This window comes from Pseudomonas sp. NFACC37-1, from assembly GCF_900101575.1.
GTDB lineage: Bacteria > Pseudomonadota > Gammaproteobacteria > Pseudomonadales > Pseudomonadaceae > Aquipseudomonas > Aquipseudomonas fluorescens_AA.
This window is the reverse complement of the sequence record NZ_FMUZ01000021.1, coordinates 68,763-88,325: the sequence shown is the minus strand read 5'-3', so window position 1 is coordinate 88,325 and position 19,563 is coordinate 68,763. Positions and strand designations below refer to the sequence as shown.

The following is a 19,563-nucleotide window of genomic DNA, read 5'->3' as shown; positions in this document are numbered from 1 at the left end:
GGCATGCCGGGCCGATGAACCTAAGGGGCGGGCGTCAGTGTCAGGGTGCCTTGGGTATGCCGGGCCACGTCCGTCGATGAAAGGTGCAAGGCCTGGTACTCGCCGCGCATGAAGGGCAGGACCTGATCCTCATAGTGGCTGTTGAACGGAACGCCGCTCTGGCCCACCGGGAGTATGCCGAGGGCTTTGTCCGGCGTGGCCAGGTCGATGACCCGTCGCGTCGAGGGACCGTAGGTGACCGACCAGGGCGCCGGACTCAGCGGTGCGGAGAAGTTGTTCGGCACTTCGTGGCTCCCAGGGGCCGGATAAGGGCCTGCGTTGAGCAGCGGTGCCAGCCATTTCTGGCTGCCAAGCGGATGCCCCTGCGTCAGTTGATGCACCTTGCCCCATTGCCAGTGCGTGGAGTCGTCACCCAGGGTGGCCCGCAGATGGGCGATGCTGGTGTTCCAGGCACGAACGATCACGTCGGCCCGCGTCTGCACGTCCGGTTGTGTCCTGTCCTTCCACCAGGGCGAGTACTCGTCGGCGACCAGGCGCGGCAGCGCAGCGTCTATTACGCGGGTGCTCAACAGATTCTGGAACATCGTGTCGCCCAGCTCATCGTGCAGGGCGCCATAGCTCAGGTCGTAAAGGAACTGCGTGAACAGCGTGGCGTCGATCGAGTCCAGCGGGTAGTCGCCCTGCCACTGCGCAAGCCCCTCCAGCCACTGGCGTTGGCGCGGGTCGGCAATCGCCGCGCGCAGGATCGGCAGCACCGGCTGCAACACACGTTGGGCATAGCCGGTCTGGGTGTCGAGTTGCAGCCGGGTGCTTTTTTCGATGTTCCACTGATCGTCCAGGTCCAGTTGTCGGGTCAGGCGTCGGCCTCGGTCGGGCAGGTTGTAATAACCGGGTATCGCCATGCCATCTGGCGAGACGGGCTGGGCGTTGGCGGAGACGATGTAGCCCCTGGCCGGATTTTCTTCATGCGGGTTGGCGCTGAACGGGTAGTAGCCGTCCTTGTCGGCGTCGGGGGTGCTGCCGTCGAGAATGAAATCCGCGGTGACTTGGGACGGGCGCCTGGGCAATCGCGCAGCCGCCCACCAGGCGATGTCGCCTTGGGCATTGGCGTACACCACGTTGAGTCCCGGGGCCTTGATCAATGACGCCGCCGAGCGAGCCTTGTCCAGCGTGTTGGCGCGGTTGAGCTGATAAAAGGCATCCACCACCGGGTTATCGCCGTCCAGGTACGACCACCAGAGGGCGATGGGCCGGCCAGGGGCATTGTCGCCCAGCGCATCATTGATGATCGGGCCGTGGGGGGAGCGGCGCAGGCGCAGCATGACCGGTTCGGCATCACGCACCTCGATAGTCTGCTGTTCTTCCTGCATGGCGACCCAACGGCCCTGGTACCAGACTTCATCGGGGTTGTCGGGATTGGTGGTTTCGCCAATCAAGTCAATGTCATCGTTCTGGAACATCGTGAGGGTCCAGGCGAAGTCGTTGCTGTGCCCCAGCAAGGCGAACGGCACGAGGCTTTCGTAATCGCCGTAGAGTTCGAAACCGGGGGCGTTGAGGTGGGCTTCGTACCACACCGATGGTACGGAAAAACGGATATGCGGGTCACCCGCCAACAGCGGCTTGCCGCTTTGCGTGCGCCGGCCCGAGACAACCCAGGCGTTGCTGCCCTCCATCTGCGGTAGCCCGGAATGGTTCACGGCCTGTTCGCTGAGCTGCGCCAGCGCCGCCATCGATTGCCAGTCGGTGGCGTTCAGTGCCTGGCTGCCAAGGGCGCCCTTTGGGTCCCAACTGCGATCGAAAATGGCCAGGTAGGGTGCCCCCAGCGAGTCCTTGACGTAGGTCAGCATGGGTTCGGTACGAAACGCAGCCGCGAAGCTGTAGGCCATGTAGCCGACCACGCTGTAGACGTCCTGAGCGGTGAACGGCCTCTTCTCGATACCGAGCAAGTCGAACTCTACAGGGCGTGGATTTTCCATCTGATAGGCGTTGATACCGTCCAGGTACGCCTGCAACGCCTGCCAGGTCGCGCTCTGGTGATCGGCATGCGCTACCTGCCAGTCTGCTTGTTCACGGATACGCAGGGTGCGGAACAGTCTGTCGGTGGGCAGCAGCTTGCTGCCCAGTACGGCGGCCAGTTCACCACGGGCCAGGCGCCGGAGCATTTCCATCTGGAACAGGCGGTCCTGGGCATGCACGTAACCCAAGGCTCGGTATGCGTCGGGCTCGTTGCCGGCAGTGATATGCGGTACGCCACGCTCATCGAACCGCACCTCGACTGGCGACTGTAGTCCAGGCAGGCTGGCCAGCCCCTGTCGCTGCGGTTGCTTGCCATAGAGGTAGATGGCGATCACGGTAACGCCGATCAGCAGCGCCGCCGCAACGAAGACGCCGATGCGCTTGAGCACGCGTGGTTTTGCAAGGGGCGTGGGGGGCAGGGAGACATTGAGGGCGGTCATTGCACGCCCAGCCTTTGGCGAGCGTGACGCAACCGTTGCAGCAGGTTGAGCAAGGGGCCGGTCATGACCGTGGTGACGACGGTCATGATGACAAAAAGGGTAAAGAGCTCTTTGCCGATAATCCCCAGGTCGAGGCCGATTTTCAGTACCACCAGTTCCATAAGGCCCCTGGCGTTCATCAATACGCCGATGTCAATGGCCACCGGTGTCGAATAACCGGCGAAGCGGGCGCCCAATGCCCCGCCCAACAGTTTGCCGGCGATTGCCACCAGCAGCACCAGGCCTAGCAGGCTTACACCGACGGCCGAAAACGTCGCAGCGGTGGTGTTGAGCCCGGCGAGGGCGAAGAAACCGGGCATCAGCACAATGACCGCAATGTGCTCCACTCGCTCGACCAGCATGTTCAGCAGCCGTTGGTCTCGCGGCAGGCACGCGCCGAACAGAAAAGCCCCGAACACTGCATGAACTTGCAGCCATTCGGTGATGCTGCCGTACACCAGCGCACCACACACAAGTACCGCGAGCAGGGTCAAGGTACGCCTGCCCTCGAGGTGGGCTATCCAGCGCCTCAACAAGGGACGTACGCACCAGAATGAAGCGCCGCACAAGGCTGCCAGGCCACACAACCGCAGAGCCAACTCCTGCCATTGACGGTCCAATTGCAAACTCATCGCGGTGATCGCCAGCAACACCCAGGCACAGACATCACTCACGGCGGCAGCCATCAGCGAGAGCGCACCGACCTCACTGTCGAGCAACCGTCGCTCCTTCAGAATGCGCGCCAGGACCGGGAACGCGGTGACCGAAAACAGCGTTGCAATGAACAGGTTGAAGCCTAAGTGGGGGACGCCGGCAGGTGCGAAGGTGCTGTAGAGAATAGGGGCGATCGCAATGCCCAGAATGAAGGGCAGGGCAATGCTGCAGCCAGCGATCAACAGCACTTTGCCATGGGCGTAGGGGGCGTGCTGTTCAGGCATACGGAACTCGGCGCCGACGACAAACATGAACAGCAGAATTCCGAGGTCGCTGAGCACCTTTAATTGTGTAACAGCGTCGCCCTTAAATAGTGCATGGTGGAAGTCGGGAAAGAAAAAACCAAGTACTAAAGGGCCTAATACAAACCCGGCGATCATCTCGCCAACCACTTCTGGTTGCCCTAGTCTTTTCAGAAAGGCACCCGCAACCTTGGCCGTTAATATTATAAAAACGATTTGCAAGAAGAGCATGGGGTTACCTTGTCCGAGAATTGAGGGTACGCCGCCACCGGGCTCTATATAACGTGCTGGCAGTAGGCAGAGGATGTTAGCGGAGCGCGCGGGGATAAAAAAACTACCAGATCTGGTAGTATTTTTTGATGAGATGAACCTGTTAGATTTTCCTCGCTTCGTTGTTGTGCGGCTTGTTAGTCGTGCCCGACTCATGTTTGCCGATAATTCAGAAGGTCGATTATGAAAGACGCGATATTTACGATCATTCATCAAGCCCTGATTGAAGTTAATGCCACACGTAAAGAGAAGATCGATTTGCAGAATATCGATACGTTGGCGCTTTATGGTACTACCGGGGTGTTCGATTCCATGCAATTGGTCAGCTTTCTGGCTGCGGTAGAAGAAGGCTTGGACGATGAACTGGATATTGAAATCTCGTTGACGTCGGAAAAAGCGGTGTCACAGACCGTCAGCCCGTTCAGCAGCGTTGCCTGTTTGATTGATTTCATTATCGCCGAGCAGCAGGTTCCTCAACTGGCCTCTGCCTGAATGAACGCCACGCAGGGAGCATTGACGTGAACGTGACGGTCCGTAAAGCGCTGAGCAGTGACATGTACCCGGTGTGCAAGCTGTTGCGCGAGTCCACCTTGAACTCCAACTGGATAGGCGTAAATGTGCGCAAGCGCATGTTTGCCGATATCTGGTCCGGGGGAGAGGACTACTTCGGCTATGTGATGCTCGACGGCGACGTGGTGGTGGGTTTTCTCGGTTTGCTGTTTACCACCCAGCCCTGCAACGGGCAGCAGCGCTTCTGCGAATTGCACAGTTGGTACGTGCAGGTCGAGTACCGCAAGGAAAGCCTGAAGCTGTTGTTGCCGGTACTGTCGATGCGCAAAGTCACGCTGCTCAACTATACGCCCACGCCGGATGTGTACGAGATCAGCAAGAAGTTCGGCTTTATCGACCTGGAAACCGAACTGGTGCTGATGTACCCCTTCCCCAATCCGCTGAAAATACGTCGGCGCTATCGCCTGGAAACCGATGTCCATCGAGTCGCGGGCTGGCTGAGCGAGCAGGAAAGCGTGGTCTTCCGGGATCACGCGGGGGTCGAGTGTCGGCACCTGATGATCGTCGATTCAGTGACCGGCGAGTCCTGCTACCTGATAGTCAAGCGCATGACCCGGCGCTGGTTCGAGCCGATCGGTCGGGTACTGTTCATCGGCAACCCGCAGTTGTTTGCACGCAGTCTCGACAGTTGGCGATTGTCCTTATGCCTGCAAATGCGCGTTCAGTGCCTGGTGAGTAATGCGGCGGAACTGGCGGGGTATCCCCTTAGCGGTGTTCGGTTGATCAAGCGCGAAGTTCCGTCACTGATAAAACCTGCTTCTGGCAGTTTGGCAAGTGCACCGATAAAGCCGCTGTACAGCCTGCCGCTACTCATCGGATATAAGTTGCATTGATATGATTATATTATTGACGGGTACCCGCAAAGGTGTCGGTAAAGAAGCGGCGCTGTATTTTCTGGAACAGGGCCACTTCGTCATTGGTTGCAGTCGCGGTGAAGGTTCAATCGAACATGAGCGCTACACGCACTTCTGTCTGGATTTGAATGACGCCAGTGCGGTCAGGAAAATGATCAAGCATATTCGCTTGAATCATGCGCAACTGGATGTGCTGATCAATAACGCCGGTGAAGCCAATATGGCACCTTTTCAGTTGACGCCCGCCGAGACGGTCCAGGGTTTATTTGCGAGCAATGTATTTGGCTTGATGAATGTTACCCGCGAAGCCGTCAAGTTAATGCAGAAGAACGAGCATCCGGGTGTCATCGTGAATATATCTACCGTGGCGACCCATTGGGCCATTCCAGGCCAATCGATATATGCCGCCAGTAAAGCCGCTGTCGAACAGCTGACCCGAACGTTGAGCAAGGAACTTTCGGTTTTTGGCATTCGCATCAATAACCTGGTGTTACCGCTGTACCGAAGCTCTTTGACCCGCACACTTCCTCAAGAGATCAGACAGAAGATGATTGAGCGCCAGACGATAGCCAGGCCCTGTGTGTTTACCGACCTGATCGGACCCTTGAAGTTTCTTATCTCCAGCCAGTCGGCTTTTGTGACGGGTGAAACCCTCAGCCTGGGAGGTGTGCAATGAGCCGCGATGCCTTGCTGGCAACGCTGGCCGAACCGGGGCAGCGCGTGGCGCTGTTGCATGGCGAGCAGCAGTGCACCTACAACGATCTGCATGCCAAGGTGCAGCAGTGCCTGGCCTGGCTGGTCGACCACGGCGTCAAGCCGGGGGATGCGGTCATCCTCAACAGTGACTACAGCGTGCCTGGCGTCGCTGCGCTGTTGGCCTTGTACCTGAACCGCAATATTGTGGCGCCGCTGGTCGATCTCAGTGAGCGTTCCCTGCAAACCCTGCAAGGTGCCGCACGGTGCCAGTATCGGATCGAGATCGTCGCCGATGCCTGGGTGCATCACTCGCTGGCACAACCGGTCGCCGACGAAAGCCCTGAGTACTACAGCGCGCTGCGGGAGAAGGGGCGCTCAGGCCTGGTGTTGCTGAGCAGCGGCAGTACCGGCGCGCCCAAGGCGATCCTGCATGACCTGGATGACCTGATCGACACCAAGCTGGGCAAGGAGCGCAAGAAGCCCCTTTCGATCCTGATGTTCCTGTTGTTCGACCACATCGGCGGCTTGAACTCCTTGCTCAACACGCTGGCGGTGGGCGGGTGCGCGGTGATGCCGGTCGATCGGGCCCCCGAATCGATCTGCGCGCTGGTGGCGCGGCATGGGGTGAAGGTGCTGCCGGTCAGCCCTACCTTCCTTAACCTGATCCTGATGGGGCGGCATCACGAACAGCATGACCTGTCCTCGGTACGGTTGATCACCTATGGCACTGAAAGCATGCAGCAAAGCCTGCTCAAACGGGTCCAGCAGGCGTTTCCCAAGGCCAAGATGCTGCAAACATTCGGCACCAGTGAAACGGGTATCAGCGCTACGGTCAGCCAGTCCTCGGCCAGCACCTTTTTCAAGCTGGCCGATGCGAACACTCAGTACCGCATTGTCGATGGCGAGTTGCAGCTCAAGACCCGCAGCCAGTTTGTCGGCTATCTGAACCAGGACACCGATAACGTCACCGAAGATGGCTGGTTCCGTACCGGTGATCTGGTGGAGCAGAACGAAGAGGGTTATCTGCGGATCCAGGGACGGCAAAAGGAGCTGATCAACGTCGGAGGGCTCAAGGTGCTTCCCACCGAAATCGAGGACGTGATGCTGCGCAGCTCGCTGATCGACGACTGCGTGGTCTACGGCGTGCCGAATGCGATCACTGGCCAGGCTGTACACATGGATGTCATGGCCGCAGGCGTGGAGAGCAAGAAAGCCCTCAAACAGCATGTGCTCGAGCATCTGGGCAGTTGCCTGGAAGCCTACAAGTTGCCTGTCAAAGTCAACAAGGTCGACGAAATCGCTTTTTCCAATCGGTTCAAGAAGACCCGGGCGGTGCTCTCATGAGCGATATCGTGATCCTCGGCGCCGGGCGCTTCGCGCTGGAACTGGCGACTTACCTGCAAGACATCGAGCCGTTGGCAGTGGTGCGTCACCTGATCGTGCCGGATGAGGCCGGGGGCGATGCCGCCCCTGCCGCGCCGTGGCCCGCCCAAGGCCTGGACCCACGTTATCGCTACGTTCTGGGGGTGGCCGATATTGCCTTGCGCCAGCAACTGATCGACGCGTACTTCAGCGATGGCCGCTTGTTGGCGCCCAACTTCATCCACCCCAGCGTCCGTCATCGGTTGGACCTGCGCACCAGCCGCGGCAATGTCATCGCCGCCGATTGCCACGTGGGTGTCAACACCCGGATCGGTTCCTGGAACATGATCAATTACCACTGCAGCGTGGGCCACCATTCGCAGTTGGGCGACAACAACTTCCTGTCACCGCATTTCAATGCCGGTAACAGCGTGACCCTCGGTAATCGCTGCTTCATCGGGCTCAGTACCGTGGTCACGCCCCAGACGGTGATTGAAGACGATGTGACGATCCAGGCCGGTTGCACCCTCAGCGAGTGCATCCCGGCGCATTCGCACTGCACATCCACGGCCCGCCAGAAAATCCTTCAACTGGTCTAAAGGAGTAGTAACCGCATGAACAAGTCTGCACACGTCATTATCATGGGCGGTGGTCCAGCTGGCAGCATCGCAGCGTTGACCTTGCAAAAACTTGGGCACCAGGTGACGGTGTTCGAAAAAGAGAAGTTCCCGCGCTACCGCGTAGGCGAATCTTTTTTGCCTGGCACGTTGTCGATCCTGCACCGCCTCGGGCTGAGTGAAAAGATTGCGCAGGCCGGCTACGTGCTCAAGCCTTCCGCCACCTTCCTGTGGGGCAAGACCGAAGCGCCGTGGACCTTCTCGTTCAGCACGCCCAAGACCGAAGACTGGGTGTTCGACCACGCCATCCAGGTGCTGCGCTCGGACTTTGACCAGATGCTGCTCGACACCTGCCGTGAGCGCGGTGTGCGCGTGTTCGAGGAGGCGGCAGTCATCGATGTGGATACCGAGCAGGCCGACAAAGTCAGCGTCACGGTACGGCACAAGGACGAGACCAGCGAATTCACGGCCGACTACCTGATCGACGCTTCAGGCAGCAATAGCCCGCTGGTGCGCAAGCTGGATCTGCGTGAGTACGACGAGTTCTACAAAAGCGTGGCCTTGTGGTCGTACTTCAAGACCCCGGACCCGTTCAAGAACGACCTCAATGGCACCACTTTCTCGATCACTTTCGAAGATGGCTGGATCTGGATGATCCCGCTCAAGGACGGTATCTACAGCGTGGGTACCATTGTCGACCAGAGCAAGCTGGCCGATATCAAGGCCATGGGGCTCAATGCTTTTTATGACAAGACCCTGGCCAAGAGCGAGCGAGCCCTGTCGATCCTCAACGGTGTGGAGCGTTACGAGGATGTGAAGCTGGTGCGTGACTGGTCCTACGAAACCAAATACTTCTCCCACAACCGCTTTTTCCTGTGCGGCGATTCGGCCTGCTTCACCGACCCATTGTTCTCCCAAGGGGTGCACCTGGCCTCGCAGTCGGCGGTCAGCGCAGCCAGCAGCATTGACTACCTGATGCAGCATCCGGAGCAGAACGAAAAGGTCCACGCCTGGTACAACCGCAGCTACAGCGAGACCTACAACCAGTACCACGAGTTTCTGGCGTCCTTCTACACGTTTGCCTCGTTCACTGAGCCGGAATCCGAGTTCTGGACCAAGCGTCGCATCAGCGAGTCGGCCGACGAACGCTTGAAGCGCAAGGAGTGGTTCGAGCAATTGGTCAACGGGGAAAAACAGAACCGCCCGCAGATTGGCGACTTCAAGGACCGCGCCTCCACCATGATTGCCATCGGCCGGCACCAGCGCAATGAGTTGACCGACGAGTTCATGGATGCCGAGCTTAACCCGGCTCGCGTGCGTTGGATCTCCGACTTGACCAAACAGTTGAACCGCATCGCCAGCTTCAACTGGTTGGGCGACCGGGTCGAGACCGCCGACTATTTCAAGATCGAGCCCCTGAGCTTCAAGCTGAGCCTCAAGCGGATCCTGTCCAACGGGGCCGGCAAGGACATGACCAAGTACACCGTGAGCGAAGCGCTGGTGCAGCTGTTCAAGGACCTCTACGAACAGAAATTCGGCTACAAGGAGTTGATGGTGCGCCTCAACGAAGTGGGGGAGGTGAACTCCTCGCAGTTCGTTATCCGGCTGATGGAGGCCGGTTTGCTCGATGGTTTCGACAAGCATGGGCAACGAGTGCTGGTGCAGGATCGCCTGCGCTTCGATGGGGTAGGTGTCGAATATGAAGTATGACGAGGGGTTCAGTTGGCTTTTCCTGGCGGGTGTCGGCAACTCCGGCGATACCCACTGGCAACGGCATTGGAAGACCGAGCATCCCGATTCATTGTGGCTGGAGCACCGTGATTGGGATAACCCGGACTGCGAGGAGTGGGTCGCGGATTTGCAGGCGCTGTTGTCCGGGCAGCAGCGACCGGTGGTCGTGGTCGCCCATAGCCTGGGGTGCCTGTTGCTCCTGGAGTGGGCGGCGCGACATCGCTCGGACCTGATGCGCGGCGCGTTTCTGGTCGCGGTGCCGGACCCCAATGGCAAGCAGTTTCCGGAGCAGGCCCGTGGCTTCCGACCGGCCGACCAACTGAGCGTCGACTTTCCGGTCACGGTGATCACCAGCCAGAACGATCCCTACGGGGACCTGGATTACGTTCAGCGCAGCGCCCGCCAGTTGGGTTGCGGCTGCACCAACCTGGGCGAGCTGGGCCACATCAATGGGAAGTCGCAGTTGGGGTACTGGGATCAGGGCTACAACCTCTTGCAATCCTTTGCCCGGTCACTGAGTCACTGAGTGACGATTGAACACAGGCTGCCCACGGCGGCCTGTATTTCTTTAAGCCATCAGGACGATGCTATGTCAGCTAATGCCGTGTCTGTGCTGCCGGGCGATGAGCTTGGCGCCGCATTATCGCCATCGGTTCGAGGGGTTGCGCAGGGGCAGTGCCACCGTATCCCGGTGCATGCCCGATTTGAAGGGCACAGTGTGCCGGCCACGTTGGCGGTCCGGGACGAGGCGCATTGCGTGCTTGAAGTGCCGGCCGGTCTCTACAGTGCCAACCCCGAGCCTTTTACCGTGACGCTGTGTTTCCAGCAGTGCCTGCATCGCCCGCAAGTGCCGGTGAACATGCAGGGACGGTGGTCAGGCAATGACCGACCCTGCCTGGAACTGGTGAGCTGCGGCTCCAGGCCGGCGTACCTGAATGAGCGCGATCGCGCCGACGCGTCACTCAGGGCGGCGGCGCGAAGCCCCATACTGTTCAATCGTCGCCTGACCGTACAATTGCATTACCTCAGCCCGCTCAACGGCGCCTTCGAGGTACTGGACCGAGATGTAGTGATCGTGCCGGGCGTGGACCTGGAACTGCAGTTCAACTGTCCCTGGAGTGGCCAGGCCATGGTGCGTGTGCAGGTCCTGGGGCGTTTCGAGGACCAGGGCCGTTTCCTCTGTCATTTCCGGGTGCTGGACAAACCCTCGAGCACCGCGGTGGCGTTGATGCTGCTGTGCCAGCGTCGGCACTTTTCCTTCGACAGCCTGCCCGTGGCGCTACGCAAGAGTCCGGCCATCGGTCGCCTGATCCATGTCGCGATTATCGAAGGGACCGGCGCCATGGACGATTTGCTGACGTGCCGCCTGGCTGCCAACCGCCACTACGGTCGGCTGGAGGACGTGCAGGATCCGCGAGTCTTGTGGGATGAATGGGACCCTTACGCCATCCAGGTCAGCGCGCGGCTGGGCAATAAATGTGTGGGGGCGGGGCGTGTCGTCGTCAACAGCGGCTATCGTGAGCGCTGCGAGATCGAGATGTCGACGCCCTTGCCACAATGGTTGTGGGCGGCGGGCTTTGTCGAGATGTCCCGGGTCGCCATTTTACCCGAGTACGCCGGGCATCACGTGATGCTGGCACTGCTGCGCGAACTGGGCAGGATTACCCTGCATTTGCAGAGCCGGTACATCGTGCTGGACGCCATCGATATCCTGGTGCCGATCTACACCCGACTAGGGGCGCAATGCCTGCCGATCAGCAAAAAGCACCCCTATAGCGGTGAAACCGTGCGCGTCATGTATTTCGACGTTGGCCGTCTTCTGAGCCGTCTCGACTGGCATTTGCCCCAGTGGCTGTTTGTCTTCGGTCCTACCATCGGGCACAGCGTGCATCGCCAGCACATCAGCCAGTTGGCCGCTCAATTCCGGGTGTCGGCCACGGGGATACGGGTCAAGCGGGGGATCGCGCGTGCGCTCAAGAAACTCATGGGTTAATCCCTCGGTCGTGAGGCTTGTCAGCTCCACCGCGTCGGCCACCCTGTACGCCGGTTGGGTGGCATTCTGCGCCCGTCAGTTACCCTGGATGGCCATGGCGCAATCGGCCTTGGCGCAGTGGCTGCTCAGTTTCGCGGCTACTTTCGCGTTCTCGGCCTTTATCAGCCGCCGGATCGGCAGCAGCCCGCACCAGGCCGTTGCGGTGCGAGTGGCCGCTTGGGCGATGCTGATCTACGCGGCTGTGCTGCTGAGCGTGCACATGATGATCGGCACGCCGGATCCGGTGCTGACCCTGCTCCCGGTATTGGGCCTGGCGGGAGCCTATGCTTTGTTCTATGCCCGGTTGCAGGTCCGTCACAATGCCCGTGAACAATCTGCATGAGCGCGTTGCAGTTGGTTGTCTTCCCGGTCCATGCACTGGCTGATGTCGCTTGGCATACCGTGCTGGACGCACAGCAGATGCGACACGCCGCGACCTTGGGCGAGCGCCAGCGAGTTCGTTACCTCAACGCACGCATTGCCCTGCGCCTGACGGTGGCCGGGCTTGTGCAGTGCGATCCGCAACAAGTGGCGATCGAACAGCAGGCCTCGGGGCAATTGTGCATTTGTACCCAGCCCCGACTATTCGCCAGCGTGACTTATGCACAGCGCCTGGGCCTGCTGGTCGTGGGGTCGTCCCGTGTGGGCCTTGACTACGAGGACGGTGCCGCCCCGGTCTTCTGGCGCAGTGCTGTGCGTCGATACTTTTGCGAGAGTGAGCGTCGCTGGCTCCAGAGTCGCGATGAGGGTACGCGGGAAGCCGACTTTGTGTGGTTGTGGACCCGGCGCGAGAGTCTGCTCAAATACCGGGGGAGTGGGATACGCGGTGATACGCGGTGCTTATGTCGGCCCGAAGATGCCGCCCCTTCCCAGCGCAGTTTCAACCTGGCCGGAGGAGTCGGCACACTCACCGGTGAGGTGCTTACAGCCGATCTGTTGCCTTCGCGGTTGGGCCTGTGCGGTGAGTGGTCGCCAGAACTCGATTTCAGCTGGCACCCGGCGCCTGGCCGGATGCCTTGCTGTGTCAGATCTGAATGAGCTGCATCGACAGGGCCTGGACAACGGCGGCGCTACGCGTCGTCACGCTGAACTTTCGGCGGATATTCTTGAAGTGATAGTCCACGTTGGCTTCCGAACAGCAGCAGATATTCGAGATCTCCCAACTGGTCTTGCCAAAGGCACTCCAGCGCAGTATTTCCTTTTCACGCCGGGTCAGCTTGACCTGGGTGACGGGCGCTGGCGGAACCATCAGGGCCAGGGCGGCTTGCAGGGCTGCGTCCCTGAGCATCGATAGCGTACCCATGTGGTGCCTGATCATCGATTGCGCCTGATCAGCGTCGCGTGCCTGGAGATTGAGGCCCAATGTCCCGAACTGGCCTTGCGGGCCGTGCAGGGCGAAGGTGACGCCATGCTCCAGGCCGTGGGCGATGGCCAGCGCTCGCAGGCTGTGTTGTTGCGGTGAGCTGTACAGTCGCTCGGTCCAGACGATGGGCGTGACGTTATGCATGCAGTGCAACATGACCGGGTCGATCCTGACGTAGCCTGCCTGTTCGTAGGCCTCATGCCAGGCTTGTGGGTAATCGCCGATGACCAGTTCGCTGCGCTCCCGTGCGTTTCTGTCCTGTTTGAGGCGCAGTTCATAGCGGCCAAAGCCCAGTTGCAGAACCGGTTCTTTCAAGCGATCGAACAGATCGCTGCTGGTCGAGATGCCGGGGCCGTCCAGAAGAAACTCAAGCGCTTGCGATAACATCATTCATTTCCTTTTCAATGATTGCCGGCTCAGCATCGCAGGATGCGGATCAACGGTTCATCAGCCAGATCGAAGCCGCGACCAACAAACCTCCAAGGCATTGCCAAACGGAGAGTTGGATATCCAGTACGGCCCAGGACAGCAGCACCGCGAACATGGGCGCCAGGAACAGCCAGCCACTGGTGCTGGTGGCGTCTGCCTGTTTCAGCGCGACGAACCACAGCCCGAACGAGCCGGTCGAGGCCGGTATGGCCAGCCAGGCAAACCAGCCCCACTGCTGGATCGAGAGGTGAGCGGGCCAGTGTTCGCCGGCCAGGAGGGCGCAGGCGAGTGCCCCCAGGGCGCCGATGAACAGTTGCCAGAAACTCAAGGTCCACGTGCCGACCGCCACCGGGTTGCGCTTGATGATCAGTGTCGCGGTGGCCCAACTGACGGCGGCGCCCAAACCCAGCGTTACGCCGATCCAGGCGCCAGGCTGTGGGTCTTTTGCAACGTCAGCGCCAATGGCCAGCGCTACGCCGATCAAGCCTGTAACCAGGCCCAACAGGCGGTTGGCCTTGAGCGGCTGCGCGAAGAACAGTCGGTTGCCTACCGCGACCCACACGGGGTTGGTGAAAAGCAGGATCGCGGCCGTGGAGGCCGAAACGGTGCGCATTGCCAGGAACAGCAGGCTCATCACGGCCGTCGTCTGGGTAAGGCCGATGAGGGCGATCACCAGCACCTGTCGGGCGTCCAAGTGGCGTGGGAGCAGGTTGGTACGCCAGGAACCACCTTGCATGAATACCAATGGCAAGGTTGCCAGCGCGGCCAGGAAGAACCGCCAGCCCACCAGCATCAAGGGATCGAATCCCTGCTCGAGCAATATCTTGCCCGACACGAAACTTGAGCCCATCAGAAATGTGGACGCCAGGATCGTGACAGCGAAACCCAGTCGGCTATGGAGGCCCGTCGCCTCGCCAGCCACTGACATTGCCATCAGCGGATCTCGATCCGCAGCGGCAGGACCCGGCTCGGTAACAATGGTGCGATGCGCCATTGGCCCAAGCGCTTGGTGGTTTCCTGTGGTGCCGGCGCCAAGGCAAGCTGCAGCACCCCGGTTCCGTCGATCAGCGCTTTGCCGGCGCTCAACCTGAGGCTCTGGCTCTGCTCCAGGAGCATGTCGCGACCTTCCCAGCTCACCCAATGACTGCCGCTCAGGGCGTGAGCGATGATGTCCTGGCGCAAGTGCAACGACATCAACTCGGTCGGGCGAAGATAGATGTAGACCCAGTCCGGCTCGCCGTCGGATGCCCCCTGGGAATTGGCATTGAAAGAGACCGTCAACGTACGCACCCTGGTCTTCCTTCTGAAAAAGTCATTGGAAAATACATCTGCGCTTACATTAAATGGCCGGTTTCGGTAAAAACATCAGTAATTTCTTGAAGTAATTGTTAGCGGGGCTTACATGTCGGCGATCCCTCCCCTCAGTTGTCTGCGCAGTTTCGAAGCTGTCAGCCGCTTGTCCAGTGTCACCTTGGCGGCGACGGAGCTGCACGTCACTCATTCGGCGGTCAGCCAGCAGCTCAAGGTGCTGGAAGAGATGCTGGGTGTGACACTGTTCGTGCGCGAGGGGCGTACCTTGCGCATCACTGAAGACGGTCGGTTGTACTCGTTGCAGGTGCGTGAATCGTTGAAGAACATCGCCGATGCGACTCGCCAGGTTAAAGCGCAGCCCAAGGCTTCGGAGCTGGTGGTGGCGGTCATGCCTTCCTTCGGCTTCTCCTGGCTGCTGCCGCGCATCGGTCGATTCCAGGCGCGTTACCCGCATATCACGGTGCGCCTGCAGGCCAGTCTCACCGTGACCAATCTGGCGCAGGAGGCGGTGGACGTCAGCGTGCGCATGGGGCGGGGCGACTGGGAACTGGTGGAAAAACAGCTGTTGTTTCACGACGAAATGATCGTTGTCGCTTCCCCGGGCTTCAATGGCGGACAGCTACCGCATACGCCGGCGCAGATCGTCGCGAGCCCGATCATTTTCACCATGGACTCCTGGCAGCCCTGGTGCGAGGCGGCGGGGCTGGACACCGAGGTCACGCGCAAGGGGCTGTGCAGCAACGATTCGAATCTGGTGCTGGAGGCCGTGCGACTCAAGCAGGGTATCGCGCTGGTGCGTCGCAGCCTGGTGCATGACGCCATCGGGCGTGGTGAACTGGTGCAGTTGAGCGAGCATGCGGTGCCGTATGCCTACCCGTATTGGCTGCTGCTACCAGACCGCGAGCGTGTCGAGGCCAAGCGGCAGCAGTTTGCCGAATGGCTGGGTGAGGAGGTTGAGTCGTATCTGCGAGAGCTCAGCCAGGCACGTCGACTGCCGGCCTGCTGAGCGATCCTTTTTTCGAGGCATAAAAAAACGGCCTATCTTTCGATAGGCCGTTTTTAGTACTTGGTGGCTACACAGGGACTTGAACCCCGGACCCCAGCATTATGAATGCTATGCTCTAACCAACTGAGCTATGTAGCCAAGTGGCGCGCATTATTCGCCGGTAACGAAGATGTGTCAAGCGTAAATCTGAAATATTTCTCTGCGCTTTCAACCGCTTAACAATCCCCGCCGCAAATCCCTGTCAGCTGAGCTGAAATCTCCCTGTGTTGGCACTCAAGGCCTGGCTCCCCTGGCTCAGGGTATCCGCCGCCACGTTCACGGCCCGTGCGCCTTCGAGCAAGCGCATGGCCGCCTGGTCGACCTGCTGGATATTGCCGCTGACCTCGTCGGCGGTGCTGGCTTGTTCATCCACGGCAGTGGCGATTTGCGCCAGGGTGTCGGTGACACTTTGCACGGCGCTGGCAATTTCTCCCAGCCGTTCGCCCAGGCCGGTGACGGCTTGGGCGTCGGTCTGGGCCTGGCCGCAGGCGGCTTCCATCAGGCTGACGGCTTCGTTGACCGTGGCACGCAGGCTGTCGACGGTGCCGGCAATCTGTTGCGTGGAGGACTGGGTGCGTTGCGACAGGCTGCGTACTTCATCGGCCACCACGGCGAAACCACGGCCCTGTTCCCCGGCGCGAGCCGCTTCGATGGCGGCATTGAGGGCCAGGAGATTGGTCTGCTCGGCCACGCCACGAATGGTATCGACCACCAGTTGGATCTGCTGCCCTTGTTCGCTGACGCGCCCCAGTGCGGCGGCGGTTTCGTTGAGTCGCTGGTTGAGCTGTTGGATGCTCGCCGTGGTGCGCTGGCTGTCGCGGCTGCTGTCGGTGGCGATGCGGCGGGTCTGCTGGGCACTGTCGGAAGCCTGTTCACAACTCTTGGCCACGCCCTGGGAGGTGGCGGCCAGTTGCGTCGCGGCGGCGGCGATCTGGCTGATCTGCATCTGCTGGGCCTCGACTTCTCCCAGGGCGCCGCTGGAGTGGGTATTGAGGGTGCGTACGGCATTGCTCAACTGCAACGTTTCGTGGTCCACCCCCAGCAGGCTGTTGCGCAACTGCACCACGGCGACGTTGAGAGCGGTGCTGATGGCCGCCAGCTCATCGCGCCCTTGCACCGGCACTTGCAGGCTGAGATTGCCGTCGCGCAGGGCTTCGGCCAGCAGGGTGATGCCGCTGGCGCTGCGCCGGATCGACGCTTGCAGGCACACAAAAAGATACAGCGCCGCCAGCAGCAGGCAGCCCAGCACCGTCGCTACCAGGCTGAACTGGCGAATCGCCGAACCGTGGTAGTGATCCAGCCGCGTATCCAGTGCCACCAGTGATTGTTGCCGCAGGGTCGCCAGGTCGGTAAGGAGGGCGTCCATGTGTTTTTCGAAGTCTTCCGGCTTCAGGTTGATGGCGCCGCCGAATACGCCGTCATCCAGCACTTTCAGGCCGGCGTCCAAGTGCTTGAGGCTGCCTTGGAATTGTCCGGCCCAGGTTTGCAAATCGCTGGGCAGGCGGGTTTCCAGCAATGCTCCGGTCTTGACCAGTTGGTCCCGGGCGTCACCGATACGGCTGCGCAGGTCCCGCAGTTGCAGGCGACTCTGCAGCGTGAACTGGCCCGATACCACAGAGGCCTGGCCAACGCTGGCCAAGCGGCCGACCCGTTCGATCAGGTCCGGTGTTTGTTGGGTGGAAATCTGGGTCAGCAGGTAGGTTTCCAGCCAAGAGGCGAGGGTCAGGCGGTTGTCCATGACCATCTGCTCGCGCAAGGCTTGCAGGGCGCTGAGGGCCGCGGTGAAACGGTCGTAGCCGTCCGGCCACCAACCCACGCTGCCCAGGCTCTTGGAGTCCAGACCGTTGAGGCTGGTTTGCAGGGTTTGATAGCGGGCAAGCGTGTCGGCTTCGGCACCTTCGCTTTGCAAGGTGGTGCCCAGGTCGCTGGCGGCCTGGTTGAGGGCCGGCTGCACCGCATCGAAGGCCGCCATGGCGGCGATGGTCGCCGGGGTCGGTTGGCGATTGGTTTCCGTGGCGCGCCAGCGGGCGGCGCGGTTGCGCTGGGCGGTGAGCAGGTTGTCGAGATTATCCAGTGCCAGCAATTGGCGAACCCCGGCGCGCTCTCCGGAAATCAGGCTGAGTTTGTCACGATAGTCCTGGCCGATGAGCCACAGGCTGCCCATGAGCGGCAGGATAAAAAGCAGGAACAGCAATTGGAATTTGCGGGCGAAGCCGAAATGCCCCAACAACCTGATTCCCGGTGATAGAAAAGCCTGCATGCCCATACTCCCCTGGACACCCCTGCACTGTTTTTGTGCGTTTTTTACACAGTGCTAAAACGGGTGCCCTTTTAAAAGGCTTCGAAAGTTTGTCCAAATCGGCTCGGTAGGCCAGCTCTGTAGCGAAACTTCCCATTCTCGGTCTCCTTTGTAAGGAAGCCGCGTTGTAGCTCATTAACAAGGCAAGATTCAGACCATGGCGTTGGGCTATCACCTTGGAATTCGACAATTTTTTCAAGGTAGATAGCAAGCTAAGGGGATAGCCTTGTCGCACCGAAAAATGGCACATTGACGCACCTGCCCATGTGCACCCTCTGTCGTCTGGAAACTCCCATGGCTATCAGCAATACCCAAGCCGCCACCCCATCCGTTGCCGCCCCGGCGCAAAGCAGCCCGTTGGTCATGCGCATCATCGGTGCCGTGGCGCTGGCGCACCTGATCAACGATTTGATCCAGGCGGTGCTGCCGTCGATCTACCCGATGCTCAAGGACAGCTATGGCCTGACCTTCACCCAGGTTGGCCTGATCACCCTGACGTTCCAGTTGACCGCATCTTTGTTACAGCCCTGGGTCGGCTATCACACGGATCGACATCCCAAGCCCTGGCTGCTGCCGGCCGGGACGGTGTGCACGTTGATCGGCATTGTGATGATGTCCATGGTCGGCAGTTTTGCCTTGATCCTATTGGCGGCGGCATTGATCGGTATCGGCTCGTCGACCTTCCACCCGGAAGCATCGCGGGTGGCACGACTGGCGTCGGGTGGGCGCTACGGGTTGGCGCAATCGACATTCCAGGTGGGCGGCAACGCCGGCTCTGCCTTCGGCCCGCTGCTGGCGGCGGCGATCATCATTCCCTACGGGCAAGGCAATGTGGCCTGGTTCGGGTTGTTCGCCCTGTTTGCGCTGTTCGTGCTGTACCGCATCAGCCGCTGGTACGCCAACCACTTGAACCTGTTCAAGCTCAAGCAAGGCCAGGCGGCCACCCATGGCCTATCCAAGGGCCGGGTCTTGAGCGCGCTGGTGGTGCTGGGGTTGCTGGTGTTTTCCAAGTACTTCTACATGGCCAGTTTTACCAGCTACTTCACGTTCTATCTGATCGAGAAGTTCGAGCTGTCGGTGGCCTCTTCGCAGTTGTATCTGTTCCTGTTCCTCGGCGCTGTGGCGGCGGGGACCTTTTTTGGCGGACCGATTGGCGACAGGATCGGGCGCAAGGCGGTGATCTGGTTCTCGATCCTCGGTGTGGCGCCGTTCACCCTGATCCTGCCTCATGTCGACCTGCTGTGGACCAGCATCCTCAGCGTGGTGATCGGCTTCATCCTCGCTTCGGCGTTCTCGGCCATCGTGGTGTACGCCCAGGAACTGGTGCCGGGCAATGTCGGGATGATCGCCGGGGTGTTCTTTGGCCTGATGTTCGGTTTCGGCGGGATTGGTGCCGCGCTGCTGGGGCATCTGGCGGACATCCGTGGCATTGAGTACGTGTATTGGTTGTGCTCGTTCCTGCCGCTGTTTGGGGTGTTGGCGATTTTCCTGCCAAGGACTAAAAAAGTCTGATCCGCATCCAGATGGCCGTTG

General features: G+C 60.3%; 18 protein-coding genes and 1 tRNA gene. 12 read left to right on the top strand and 7 right to left on the bottom strand.

Annotated elements, in window-relative coordinates; all coding sequences use genetic code 11:
• Positions 1 to 20 precede the first annotated feature (20 nt).
• Together BLP82_RS20375 and BLP82_RS20370 are read right to left on the bottom strand one after the other, a co-directional pair.
• The gene (locus BLP82_RS20375; RefSeq protein WP_092172247.1) at positions 21 to 2,456 is read right to left on the bottom strand and encodes a penicillin acylase family protein; all 2,436 of its coding nucleotides are present in this window, start codon (positions 2,454 to 2,456) and stop codon (positions 21 to 23) included.
• A complete protein-coding gene (locus tag BLP82_RS20370; RefSeq protein ID WP_092172244.1) occupies positions 2,453 to 3,682 on the bottom strand; it encodes a cation:proton antiporter in 1,230 nt (409 codons plus the stop codon). The genes BLP82_RS20375 and BLP82_RS20370 overlap by 4 nt, the downstream gene beginning before the upstream one ends.
• Before the next feature lie 222 nt (positions 3,683 to 3,904).
• On the opposite strand from BLP82_RS20370, the gene BLP82_RS20365 reads away from it, so the two are divergent.
• The 10 genes from BLP82_RS20365 to BLP82_RS20320 all read left to right on the top strand — a co-directional run bounded on the left by BLP82_RS20365 (position 3,905) and on the right by BLP82_RS20320 (position 12,621).
• Positions 3,905 to 4,213 carry a hypothetical protein gene (locus BLP82_RS20365; RefSeq protein ID WP_060740623.1) on the top strand — a complete coding sequence of 103 codons (309 nt, stop codon included), beginning with the start codon at positions 3,905 to 3,907 and terminating at the stop codon, positions 4,211 to 4,213.
• A 26-nt stretch (positions 4,214 to 4,239) separates the two neighbouring features.
• The gene (locus BLP82_RS20360) at positions 4,240 to 5,124 is read left to right on the top strand and encodes a hypothetical protein (protein ID WP_092172241.1); all 885 of its coding nucleotides are present in this window, start codon (positions 4,240 to 4,242) and stop codon (positions 5,122 to 5,124) included.
• Between the two features lie 13 nt (positions 5,125 to 5,137).
• A complete protein-coding gene (locus BLP82_RS20355; RefSeq protein WP_218189433.1) occupies positions 5,138 to 5,821 on the top strand; it encodes an SDR family NAD(P)-dependent oxidoreductase in 684 nt (227 codons plus the stop codon).
• Positions 5,818 to 7,185 (top strand): ANL family adenylate-forming protein, encoded by a 1,368-nt coding sequence (locus BLP82_RS20350; protein WP_092172234.1) that lies wholly within the window; start codon positions 5,818 to 5,820, stop codon positions 7,183 to 7,185. The genes BLP82_RS20355 and BLP82_RS20350 overlap by 4 nt, the downstream gene beginning before the upstream one ends.
• Positions 7,182 to 7,802 (top strand): LbetaH domain-containing protein, encoded by a 621-nt coding sequence (locus BLP82_RS20345; protein ID WP_060740627.1) that lies wholly within the window; start codon positions 7,182 to 7,184, stop codon positions 7,800 to 7,802. Before BLP82_RS20350 ends, BLP82_RS20345 begins: the two co-directional genes overlap by 4 nt.
• A 15-nt stretch (positions 7,803 to 7,817) precedes the next feature.
• Positions 7,818 to 9,530, top strand: a complete 1,713-nt coding sequence (cmlS, locus tag BLP82_RS20340) for a chloramphenicol-biosynthetic FADH2-dependent halogenase CmlS (protein ID WP_092172231.1) — start codon at positions 7,818 to 7,820, stop codon at positions 9,528 to 9,530.
• Positions 9,520 to 10,077 carry an RBBP9/YdeN family alpha/beta hydrolase gene (locus BLP82_RS20335; protein ID WP_092172228.1) on the top strand — a complete coding sequence of 186 codons (558 nt, stop codon included), beginning with the start codon at positions 9,520 to 9,522 and terminating at the stop codon, positions 10,075 to 10,077. The genes cmlS and BLP82_RS20335 overlap by 11 nt, the downstream gene beginning before the upstream one ends.
• A 63-nt stretch (positions 10,078 to 10,140) precedes the next feature.
• Positions 10,141 to 11,544, top strand: coding sequence for a GNAT family N-acetyltransferase (locus BLP82_RS20330; RefSeq protein WP_139197890.1), 1,404 nt, complete (start codon positions 10,141 to 10,143; stop codon positions 11,542 to 11,544).
• Between the two features lie 10 nt (positions 11,545 to 11,554).
• Positions 11,555 to 11,926: a hypothetical protein gene (locus tag BLP82_RS20325; RefSeq protein ID WP_139197889.1), complete on the top strand. Its 372-nt coding sequence runs from the start codon at positions 11,555 to 11,557 to the stop codon at positions 11,924 to 11,926.
• A complete protein-coding gene (locus tag BLP82_RS20320; RefSeq protein WP_092172219.1) occupies positions 11,923 to 12,621 on the top strand; it encodes a 4'-phosphopantetheinyl transferase family protein in 699 nt (232 codons plus the stop codon). The genes BLP82_RS20325 and BLP82_RS20320 overlap by 4 nt, the downstream gene beginning before the upstream one ends.
• Here BLP82_RS20320 and BLP82_RS20315 read toward each other — a convergent pair.
• From BLP82_RS20315 to BLP82_RS20305, 3 genes are read right to left on the bottom strand one after another with little or no spacing between them, the layout of a single operon-like run.
• The gene (locus tag BLP82_RS20315; protein WP_092172216.1) at positions 12,608 to 13,336 is read right to left on the bottom strand and encodes a LuxR family transcriptional regulator; all 729 of its coding nucleotides are present in this window, start codon (positions 13,334 to 13,336) and stop codon (positions 12,608 to 12,610) included. The two genes, BLP82_RS20320 and BLP82_RS20315, sit on opposite strands and share 14 nt — an antisense overlap.
• Positions 13,337 to 13,382: 46 nt before the next feature.
• A complete protein-coding gene (locus tag BLP82_RS20310) occupies positions 13,383 to 14,309 on the bottom strand; it encodes a DMT family transporter (RefSeq protein ID WP_218189432.1) in 927 nt (308 codons plus the stop codon).
• Entirely contained in the window at positions 14,309 to 14,665 is a 357-nt protein-coding gene (locus BLP82_RS20305; RefSeq protein ID WP_092172213.1) for a hypothetical protein, read from the bottom strand. The genes BLP82_RS20310 and BLP82_RS20305 overlap by 1 nt, the downstream gene beginning before the upstream one ends.
• Before the next feature lie 112 nt (positions 14,666 to 14,777).
• Here BLP82_RS20305 and BLP82_RS20300 point away from each other — a divergent pair, with 112 nt between their 5' ends.
• The gene (locus BLP82_RS20300) at positions 14,778 to 15,692 is read left to right on the top strand and encodes a LysR substrate-binding domain-containing protein (protein WP_092172209.1); all 915 of its coding nucleotides are present in this window, start codon (positions 14,778 to 14,780) and stop codon (positions 15,690 to 15,692) included.
• Between the two features lie 61 nt (positions 15,693 to 15,753).
• Here the strand turns inward: BLP82_RS20300 and BLP82_RS20295 are convergent.
• Together BLP82_RS20295 and BLP82_RS20290 are read right to left on the bottom strand one after the other, a co-directional pair.
• A tRNA-Met gene (locus BLP82_RS20295) sits at positions 15,754 to 15,830 on the bottom strand.
• A 103-nt stretch (positions 15,831 to 15,933) separates the two neighbouring features.
• Complete coding sequence (locus BLP82_RS20290) at positions 15,934 to 17,991, bottom strand: methyl-accepting chemotaxis protein (RefSeq protein ID WP_092172206.1); 2,058 nt, start codon at positions 17,989 to 17,991, stop codon at positions 15,934 to 15,936.
• Between the two features lie 333 nt (positions 17,992 to 18,324).
• Here BLP82_RS20290 and BLP82_RS20285 point away from each other — a divergent pair, with 333 nt between their 5' ends.
• A complete protein-coding gene (locus tag BLP82_RS20285; protein ID WP_092172203.1) occupies positions 18,325 to 19,542 on the top strand; it encodes an MFS transporter in 1,218 nt (405 codons plus the stop codon).
• Positions 19,543 to 19,563: the final 21 nt, after the last annotated feature.

Excerpts from the sequence above, each read along its gene's own strand:
- BLP82_RS20350 (WP_092172234.1), top strand. The coding sequence starts at position 5,818 with ATGAGCCGCGATGCCTTGCTGGCAACGCTGGCCGAACCGGGGCAGCGC.
- BLP82_RS20330 (WP_139197890.1), top strand. The coding sequence starts at position 10,141 with ATGTCAGCTAATGCCGTGTCTGTGCTGCCGGGCGATGAGCTTGGCGCC.
- BLP82_RS20315 (WP_092172216.1), bottom strand. The coding sequence starts at position 13,336 with ATGATGTTATCGCAAGCGCTTGAGTTTCTTCTGGACGGCCCCGGCATC.
- BLP82_RS20310 (WP_218189432.1), bottom strand. The coding sequence starts at position 14,309 with ATGGCAATGTCAGTGGCTGGCGAGGCGACGGGCCTCCATAGCCGACTG.
- BLP82_RS20365 (WP_060740623.1), top strand. The coding sequence starts at position 3,905 with ATGAAAGACGCGATATTTACGATCATTCATCAAGCCCTGATTGAAGTT.
- BLP82_RS20345 (WP_060740627.1), top strand. The coding sequence starts at position 7,182 with ATGAGCGATATCGTGATCCTCGGCGCCGGGCGCTTCGCGCTGGAACTG.
- BLP82_RS20320 (WP_092172219.1), top strand. The coding sequence starts at position 11,923 with ATGAGCGCGTTGCAGTTGGTTGTCTTCCCGGTCCATGCACTGGCTGAT.
- BLP82_RS20370 (WP_092172244.1), bottom strand. The coding sequence starts at position 3,682 with ATGCTCTTCTTGCAAATCGTTTTTATAATATTAACGGCCAAGGTTGCG.
- BLP82_RS20290 (WP_092172206.1), bottom strand. The coding sequence starts at position 17,991 with ATGCAGGCTTTTCTATCACCGGGAATCAGGTTGTTGGGGCATTTCGGC.
- BLP82_RS20300 (WP_092172209.1), top strand. The coding sequence starts at position 14,778 with ATGTCGGCGATCCCTCCCCTCAGTTGTCTGCGCAGTTTCGAAGCTGTC.
- BLP82_RS20285 (WP_092172203.1), top strand. The coding sequence starts at position 18,325 with ATGGCTATCAGCAATACCCAAGCCGCCACCCCATCCGTTGCCGCCCCG.
- BLP82_RS20375 (WP_092172247.1), bottom strand. The coding sequence starts at position 2,456 with ATGACCGCCCTCAATGTCTCCCTGCCCCCCACGCCCCTTGCAAAACCA.
- cmlS (WP_092172231.1), top strand. The coding sequence starts at position 7,818 with ATGAACAAGTCTGCACACGTCATTATCATGGGCGGTGGTCCAGCTGGC.
- BLP82_RS20335 (WP_092172228.1), top strand. The coding sequence starts at position 9,520 with ATGAAGTATGACGAGGGGTTCAGTTGGCTTTTCCTGGCGGGTGTCGGC.